The sequence below is a fragment of the Dactylosporangium sp. NPDC049140 genome (assembly GCF_040648435.1).
Genome location: NZ_JBEZDS010000073.1, coordinates 1 through 7,559, shown reverse-complemented (window position 1 = coordinate 7,559; position 7,559 = coordinate 1). Strand labels below are relative to the sequence as shown.

7 protein-coding genes and 1 pseudogene are annotated in these 7,559 nt (G+C 72.5%); 2 read left to right on the top strand and 6 right to left on the bottom strand.

What is annotated here, in order from left to right:
* Window positions 1–193 precede the first annotated feature (193 nt).
* The 6 genes from AB0B76_RS54205 to AB0B76_RS54180 form a co-directional block, all read right to left on the bottom strand.
* The gene (locus AB0B76_RS54205) at window positions 194–1,249 is read right to left on the bottom strand and encodes a LacI family DNA-binding transcriptional regulator (RefSeq protein WP_360392767.1); all 1,056 of its coding nucleotides are present in this window, start codon (window positions 1,247–1,249) and stop codon (window positions 194–196) included.
* A gap of 52 nt (window positions 1,250–1,301) precedes the next feature.
* Window positions 1,302–1,547 (bottom strand): hypothetical protein, encoded by a 246-nt coding sequence (locus AB0B76_RS54200; RefSeq protein WP_360392764.1) that lies wholly within the window; start codon window positions 1,545–1,547, stop codon window positions 1,302–1,304.
* Between the two features lie 91 nt (window positions 1,548–1,638).
* Window positions 1,639–2,226 (bottom strand): hypothetical protein, encoded by a 588-nt coding sequence (locus AB0B76_RS54195; RefSeq protein WP_360392761.1) that lies wholly within the window; start codon window positions 2,224–2,226, stop codon window positions 1,639–1,641.
* Window positions 2,223–4,286, bottom strand: coding sequence for an RICIN domain-containing protein (locus AB0B76_RS54190; protein WP_360392758.1), 2,064 nt, complete (start codon window positions 4,284–4,286; stop codon window positions 2,223–2,225). The genes AB0B76_RS54195 and AB0B76_RS54190 overlap by 4 nt, the downstream gene beginning before the upstream one ends.
* A 238-nt stretch (window positions 4,287–4,524) precedes the next feature.
* Window positions 4,525–5,919: a HAMP domain-containing sensor histidine kinase gene (locus AB0B76_RS54185; RefSeq protein WP_360392755.1), complete on the bottom strand. Its 1,395-nt coding sequence runs from the start codon at window positions 5,917–5,919 to the stop codon at window positions 4,525–4,527.
* 38 nt (window positions 5,920–5,957) lie between these two features.
* On the bottom strand, window positions 5,958–6,644 hold the full coding sequence (locus tag AB0B76_RS54180; protein ID WP_223102380.1) for a response regulator transcription factor: 687 nt from the start codon (window positions 6,642–6,644) through the stop codon (window positions 5,958–5,960).
* A 270-nt stretch (window positions 6,645–6,914) separates the two neighbouring features.
* Here AB0B76_RS54180 and AB0B76_RS54175 point away from each other — a divergent pair.
* A pseudogene (locus tag AB0B76_RS54175) lies at window positions 6,915–7,164 on the top strand (PhoD-like phosphatase N-terminal domain-containing protein); the annotation flags it as partial.
* A gap of 88 nt (window positions 7,165–7,252) precedes the next feature.
* Window positions 7,253–7,468: a hypothetical protein gene (locus AB0B76_RS54170; protein WP_360392842.1), complete on the top strand. Its 216-nt coding sequence runs from the start codon at window positions 7,253–7,255 to the stop codon at window positions 7,466–7,468.
* The last annotated feature ends 91 nt before the right edge of the window (window positions 7,469–7,559 follow it).

Sequence of the window (7,559 nt, the reverse complement as noted above, 5' to 3'; positions counted from 1 at the left end):
CGGGCTGGGCTGGGCCGGCTGGGCTGGGCCGGCTGGGCTGGGCCGGCTGGGCTGGGCCGGCTGGGCTGGGCCGGCTGGGCTGGGCCGGCTGGGCTGGCTGGGCACGGCGGGGCAAGGCAAGGCAAGGCAAGGCAAGGCAAGACAGGGTAGGGCACGGCTGGGCGGGGCTGGACAGCTCGTGGTGGAACGAACGTCAGTTGCGCGGGGCCGCGGTGCTTGCTCGCACGATCAGGTCGGCCGGCAGGCACAGGTGCTCCGCCAGGGCCGGCTCGCCCGTGCGGGATGCCTCTATGGCCCTCGTCAAGGCGGCCGCCGCCGCGTGGCCCTTGGACTGGATGTCCTGGCGGACCGTGGTCAGCGGGGGCCGCATCCTCGCCGCCGCGGGGCTGTCGTCGAAGCCGACCACCGACAGGTCGTCCGGTACGGACAGGCCGGCGTCCGCCGCGGCCCCCATCACGCCCTGCGCCAGGGCGTCCGAGAAGCACAGCACGGCCGTCGGGGGCTCCGCCGCCTCCAGCAGCAGCCGCGCCGCCTGGTAGCCCGAGTCCGGGTCGCCGTGCGGGAGGCGCGCGATCACCGGCGTGACGCCCGCCGGCGTCAGGGCGTCCAGCCAGCCCGAGAGGCGCTGGCCGGCCACGTACCCGTCGATGATGTCGCCCGTGCCGTTCGGGTCGATCAGGCCGTGGCGGCCGCGAATGCCCGATGTGACCACGCCGACTCGGCGGTGGCCCAGGTCGACCAGGTGCTGGGCGGCGGCGCGGGCGCCCGCGCGGTCGGCTACGTTCACCGCCGGCACGCCCTCGGCCGGGTCCTGGTCGATGAAGACCAGCGGCATCTTGCGGCGCATCAGCCATTCGACGCCGGTGTTCTCCGGGTCGCAGGAGTACACCAGGGCGCCGTCCATGGCCACGTCGCGGGCCGGGACGACGTTGCCCGCCGCCGTGGTGGTCAGCAGGGTCAGGCCCAGGCCGGTCGGGGCCAGTTCGTCGGCGATGGCGCCCAGGAACGTGGTCGCCACCTCGTCGCCGAAGGCCTGGCTCAGGGAGTCGGTGAGCAGGATGCCCACGGCGCCCGTCGTGCCCTTGGCCAGGGCCCGGGCGGCCGGGTCGGGCCCGACGTAGCCGAGCTCGTCCGCGACCGCCAGGATCCGGTCACGCAGGGTGGGGGACAGCTGGTCGGGGCGGGAGAACGCATTGGAGACGGTCATCCGGCTCACGCCGACCCGGTCAGCGATCGTCTGCAGGGTCACCCTTCCCACCGCAGCGCCTCCCAGGTCGATGTCTGTCCTCCTGCGCAGAACCTTAACGCGCCGGGTGCGAGCGCACCGCCGGGGCCGGGGCCACGGCCTCCGCCGCCTTGCGCAGGGTCGCGGCCAGGGCGTGGCGGGTGCGGTACCCCCGGGGCGGGCGCACCGGCGCATCGTGGCCGACTACGGGCGCGTTGGGCAGGGCGCTGGCGTACTCGAAGGTCTCGCCGTTCCAGGCGCCGCCGAACTCCTCGGAGAGCGCGGACTGGGAGATGACCATCGCGAACGGGAACGTGCTCATGACGAACTCCTCTGTACCGGTAATGAACCCTATACCGGTACAGTAGGCCCAACTGCTGTACCGGTCAAGTCTATATCGGTAAAGCGACGGATCAGCGGCGGCGCGGCGGCGGCTTGGGAGCCGGGCGGAGGAACAGGAAGGCCAGCGCGCCTGCGACGACGACCACGCCCAGCAGGTACCACACCCAGGTGTAGGACGCGGAGGCCTTCTCGGGGGCCGGCGGCGCCGACGACGGGGGTGGTGTGCAGGTCTTCTCGTCCGGGGCGGGCGTCGCGTTCGCCTCGGCCACGTGCAGGACGGCCTCGCAGCGGCCGATCGCCGGGGTGCCCATGTCGGCGACGACGGTCCACTCGCCGGGGGCGAGGGTGCCGCTGTAGGTCACCGCGTCCCCGTTGCGCTTCAGCGGCGCCGGGCCGACCCGCTGACCCGTGCTGGACGTCGCCAGCATGGTCATGCCGATCGGCTCGGTCACCGGGTGGCCGTCCTGCCAGACGCTGGTGACCCAGACCGAGCCGCGGCCGTCGCCGTGCAGGGTCAGCACGACGCCGCCGTGCGCGTCGGCGTCCTCGGCGAACCCGAAGACGGCCACGGCGACCGCGAGGACGGTCACCACCAGGCACGCCCCGGCCCGGCGCCACAGGGGCGCCGGGCCGGGACGGTCGTGCGGGGTGTGCGTCATGCCTGTTGCGGTACCCAGCTCTGGTACTTCGCGCCGGTCGCCTTCTGCAGCACGAGCAGGCGGCTGCCGAAGAACGCGTTGTTGCTCACGCCGACCACGAGGCCGCCCGGCGAGGTGAGCGCGACGCCGTCGGCGGTCTTGGTGACGGTCCACTTCAGCGCGGAGTTGCAGTCGGCCTGTACCACCGTGGCGCCCGCCGCGTCCTTGTTGCCGGCGGTGCTCAGGCACTCGTTTGTCGCCTTCGAGCGCACCACGAACGCGTCGCCGGAGGCCTCGAGCTTCCACTGCTGGTTCGCGCCGTTGTGCCGGCTGTAGAGGATGACCGGGGTACCCGCGGCCCGCCGCGCGCCGAAGAGGTCGACGACTCCGCCGGTCAGGCTGTTGCCGAACACCGTCCACGCCCCGGTGGCCGGGGTCGCGGCCGCGGCGGTGTGCACCGTCACGGTCTTCGTGTACGGGGTCAGGGCGCCGTTCTGCGAGAGCGAAATCCCGATCTGGTAGTCGGTGTCGGCGTGCAGGCCGACGATCCGGACGTTTGTCGCGGTGGTGCGGCCGATGGTGCGGTTGTTGACCAGGACGGCGTACCGGGCGCCGGCGCCGGCCGGGTCGAAGGACAGCCGAACAGAGGTCGCGTCGAGCGCACTGGTCCGCAACTCCTTGAGGCCGCCGGTGGACGTCCGGGTCGGCGTCGGGGTCGGCGCCGGCGTGGCCGTCTTCGTCGGAGTCGGCGACGCAGTCGTCCTCGTCGGCGTCGGCGCCGGCGACGACGTGGTCTTCGACGGGGTAGGCGACGCGGTCGTCTTTGTCGGCGTGGGGTTCGCCGTGGCCGTCGGGGTGGGCGGCGGGGTCGTGCCGCCGCTGCCGGCGATCAGGAACTGGTTGTTTGCCACGTTCCAGTTGTTCGCCAGGTAGCTGCCCGGGCTCGGGTTGGTGTTGTAGTAGTCGTCGTGGTTGCAGTCGAGCCGGTCGTCGTGCTTCCGGTCGTTGCACTTGACGCTGGTGGTGAGGCCGCCCGAGTCGTTGTAGCACATGATGTCGTACTCATCGAGGCAGTGCCCGGCCTTGCTGGAGTTCGGCGCGTTGTTGTTCACGGCGCCGAGGTTGTGGCCCAGCTCGTGCGCGGCCACGCTCGCGGCCCAGCAGCCGTTGTCGCTGCGGCCGTACCCCGGACCGCCGTTGCTGCGGTTCTTCTCGCCCGGCTGCGTGTCGCCGGCGAAGGTGCCGATGCCGCAGTAGACGTTGGCGTCGCCGAAGATCACGTACTTGCGGTCGGTGCGGTTGTAGCCCAGCGCCTTCAGGCCGTTGATCGTGGCGTCGAAGGTGGCCATGCCGCCCGCCGCGAGCTCGACCTCGCGCACGTCGACCTTGCAGTCGGCGGTGGTCACGAAGCGTACGTGGCGCTCGCCGCCGGTCTCCTGGGCGCTGGCGTTGTAGATCGTCTCGATGCCGGCCGACCAGGTCCGGAAGGACTCGAGGTACTCGGCGAAGCGGCTCTTGGTGTTCACGTCGCGCACGTAGAGGACCTGGATGCGCTTGCCGGTCACGCCGTCGCCGTCGCAGACCACGCCGGCCGCGCCGACCGTCACCGCGGCGCTGCCGTCGGCGGCCACCGCGTCGGGCACGACCGCGAGGCCGCCGTCGGCGCCCTCGGCCACGTTCTCGTCGGCGAGCACCGTCTGGTCCTGGGGCGCGGCGGCGGTGTCGGACGCCGGGACGTCCTCCTTCGTCACGGCCGCGACCGTCTTGACCTGCGTGTGCACGCTGAGGCCGGTCGGCGGGACGTCGGGGCCGTGGCTGCACTGGTCGCGCTCGGTGAGCACGTACCCGCCGACGCAGGGCTCGCCCTTCTTGGCGGGCGTCAGGCCCTGGTAGATCAGGCCCTGGTCGGGGTTGTCCCCGGGGACGTGCGAGATCGCGGTCGGCTCGCGGTCCTTCTCGTGGAACAGGGACTGAAAGGCGCCGGGTCCGGCGATGGCTGCGCCCGCGCCGAGCACGACGACCGCGGCGGTCGTCAGCACACGGCGCATGGAGCGGCGGGACTTCTCGGGTCGCGCTGGCACGCTCGGGTCCTCCGGGAGGGGTAAAGAGGCGCGCGGCGTGGATCGGCACAGGGCAGAGGTACCGATCCACGCCGCGCGCGGGACGCCGGCCTTCGAGGGTGGCAAGGCGGGTGAGAGCCGACGTCCACGTGGGAACGCGCCGACCATAGCCAGGTGACAGGTGTGCATTCCACCTGGAACGGGCCAGTTAAGACACTTCTAAGTGAGACTTGTTCCCACGCTATGTACGGGTGTTTTCCTATGACGGACGGCGACGGGATCGACGCTCGTTGGGCTCGCGCGAGAGGCGGCCGACCAGCCAGCGCGAGGGCGGCGGGGCCTCCTTCGGGGCCGGGTCGGCGTCGGTCATGACGATCACCACGCTGGCCCCGCCGAGGTTGCTCGTGCCGATGTTCACGGCGCCGTTGCCGGCCACCGCCACCCGCCGCACGATGTCGAGCCCGAGGCCGGTCGAGCCCTGCTGGCTCTCGCCGCGCTGCATCGCCAGCTCCGGGTCGGGGATGCCGGGGCCGCCGTCGTCGACGCGCAGCACCACGTAGCCGTCCTCGCGGCGCGTCACGGCGACCTCGAAGGGCACGCCCTGGGGGGTGTACCGGATCACGTTGCCGATCAGCGCGTCGAGCGCCGCGGCCAGCTCGCCCTTCGGCACGGTGACCGGGGCCGGCGCGTCGGTCCCGGTGGCCTTGCAGTCGCGCTCCTGGTCGCCGGCGACCGCGGACCAGAACATCATCCGGTCGCGGACGACCTCGGCCACGTCGCAGCCCTCGTCGCCGGTCGTGGCCGCGGCCCCGTCGGCCCGCTCGCCGCGGTCCGGGGTCGGCGAGTGCGCGTCGATGGGCTCGCGCATGGCCCGGATCAGCTTGTCGACCTCGACCTCGAGCGCGGCGATGGCGTCGCGGATGCGGTCGGCGTCCTGGGAGTCGTCGAGGGTCTCGGCGTCGAGGCGCAGCGCGGTCAGCGGGGTGCGCAGCCGGTGCGAGAGGTCGGCGACGAGCTCGCGCTCGTTGGACAGCAGCGCCATGATGCGGTCGGCCATCAGGTTGAGCGCGAAGCTGGCGTCGGCCAGCTCCCGAGGGCCCTGGGGGTCGATGCGGACGTCGAGGTACCCCTCGCTGAGCGCCCCGGCCGCCCCGGCCAGCTGCCGCGCCGACGCGATGATCTTCGCGGCCAGGCGGTCGGCGACCCAGACCGAGGCCACGATCAGGCCCAGCGCGACGGCGCCGAGCGCCCACCAGGCCCCGGCGACGCCGCTGGACAGCTCGGACTCGGGGATGAACACCTCGACGACAGTCGTGCGGCTCGCGCCCAGGTCGACCGGCTCGAGGTACGACAGCCCGCCCGGCACTGCGGCGATGACCGGCGCGGCGGCGTCGGCGGCGCGGCTCAGGTCGCCGGCGGCGGCGTGCCCGGAGCCGATCTCCGCGCCGGTCTCGCCGAGGTTGTGGACCGAGACGCGCGTGACCGCGGGCCCGCCCGTGCTGGCGATGGCCCGCTCGATGCTCAGCGGGTCGGTGGTCACGGTGAGGACCGCCACGACCACGGCGGTCTGGCGTTCGGCGTCGGCGAGGGCACGCTCGCGGGCGAGCTGCTGGACGACGAGACCCAGCGGGATCAGGAACGCGAGGGCCACCATCGTGGTGACCGCGGCGGAGACGTAGGCGAGGGTCCGCCTCAGTCCGGGGCGCTGAACCTGAAGCCCACGCCCCGCACGGTGTGCAGGTATCTGGGCGCTGACGCGCTCTCGCCAAGTTTCCGGCGTAGCCAGTACAGATGCACGTCGATCGTCTGGTCCTCGCCCACTGAGGGTTGCCGCCATACCTCCTCCAACAGCTCACGGCGTGAGACCACCCGGCCGGGCCGGGCGGCGAGGTACGCCAGCAGGTCGAACTCCTTGCGGGTCAGGGTCAGCGGCTCGCCGTGCAGGTAGGCCTGGCGCTGTCCGATGTCCACCCGCAAGCCTCCCACCTCGATGGCGGTGGGTTCCTCGCGGCTCGCCCGGCCGGTGCGGCGCAGCACGGAGGTCATCCGCGCGTCCAGGTGCGCCGAGGTGAACGGCTTGATCATGTAGTCGTCGGCGCCGGCCTTGAGCAGCCGGACGATCTCCGCCTCGTCGTCGCGGGCGGTGGCGATGATGATGGGCGTGTCGGCGATGCCGCGCAGCATGCGCAGGGCGTCGGCGCCGTCGAGATCCGGCAGGCCGAGGTCGAGCACGACCAGGTCGGGGGTCTCGGCGGCGAAGCGGCGCAGCGCCTCCAGCGCGGTGCCGACCGCGTGCACAGTGTGACCACGGTCGGTCAGGGAGCGCAGCAGGGCACCCCGCACGACGTGGTCGTCCTCAACCAGCAGCACCGTGGCCATGCAGAGAAGGTACTGCCTGTGTCCAGTCGCAGTCTCCGTGGTCTCCGGACGAATCCGACATGTACTAATTTTCGCCAGGCGACATCGCTCGTTCGCCGCAACTTCCATTCGAATGGGTACTGCTGAGTAACCGGCCGGCGTACAAACGGCAACCATGACTGTCGATGCTGCCTCACCCGGCGCGCGCTGCTGATCGCCGGCGGGGCCACCGCGGCCACCGTCGCCGTCGCGGGCGACGCCACCCCGGCGAGCCCGCTCTTCCTGCACGGCGTGGCCTCCGGCGACCCCCTGCCCGACGGCATCCTGCTGTGGACCCGGGTCACCCCCGACGCCCGGTCGGCCCCAGGGTCGGGCGCCGGGCCCGCGACCACCGTCACCTGGCAGATCGCCACCGATGCCGGCTTCGGGCGTCGTGCGCTCGGGCGAGGTCACCACCGGCCCCGAGCGCGACCACACCGTCAAGGTCGACGTGCGGGGCCTGCAGGCGGCCACGGCGTACTGGTACCGCGTGTTCATCACCGGAGACATCCACTCCAGCTGGGCCAACGAGCTCACCACCCCTGTCCACGCTGAACTCCCCCACCGCGGTCGAGTTCGTGGTTCCGTCGGTGACCAGCGACAATGTCAACGACTTCGTCGGCGTGCCGCCGGGGCTGGTCGGGCCGATCGCGGCGAGCATCGTGCGCGCGGCGAACCCGCACGTGACGTGGGCGGAGCTGGACGGGCACGGCTACGGCGTGCTCGAGGTGCGGCCCCCGCACCCGGCCTCGAAGGTGCGCTCCTTCAAGGTCAACGCGGGCGTCTCCCGCCTCGTGTCCGCCTAGTACTGCAACGGCAGTTAGGTGAGTGGGTGGCCGCGTCGTCGGTAGTGGCTGAGGCGGGCTTGGTATTGGCGTCGGCGGCGCCAGTGTGACC

What these genes read in the sequence shown, in the direction of transcription:
- AB0B76_RS54200 (WP_360392764.1), bottom strand. Translation starts at nt 1,547, where the DNA reads ATGAGCACGTTCCCGTTCGCGATGGTCATCTCCCAGTCCGCGCTCTCC.
- AB0B76_RS54195 (WP_360392761.1), bottom strand. Translation starts at nt 2,226, where the DNA reads ATGACGCACACCCCGCACGACCGTCCCGGCCCGGCGCCCCTGTGGCGC.
- AB0B76_RS54185 (WP_360392755.1), bottom strand. Translation starts at nt 5,919, where the DNA reads ATGGTGGCCCTCGCGTTCCTGATCCCGCTGGGTCTCGTCGTCCAGCAG.
- AB0B76_RS54180 (WP_223102380.1), bottom strand. Translation starts at nt 6,644, where the DNA reads ATGGCCACGGTGCTGCTGGTTGAGGACGACCACGTCGTGCGGGGTGCC.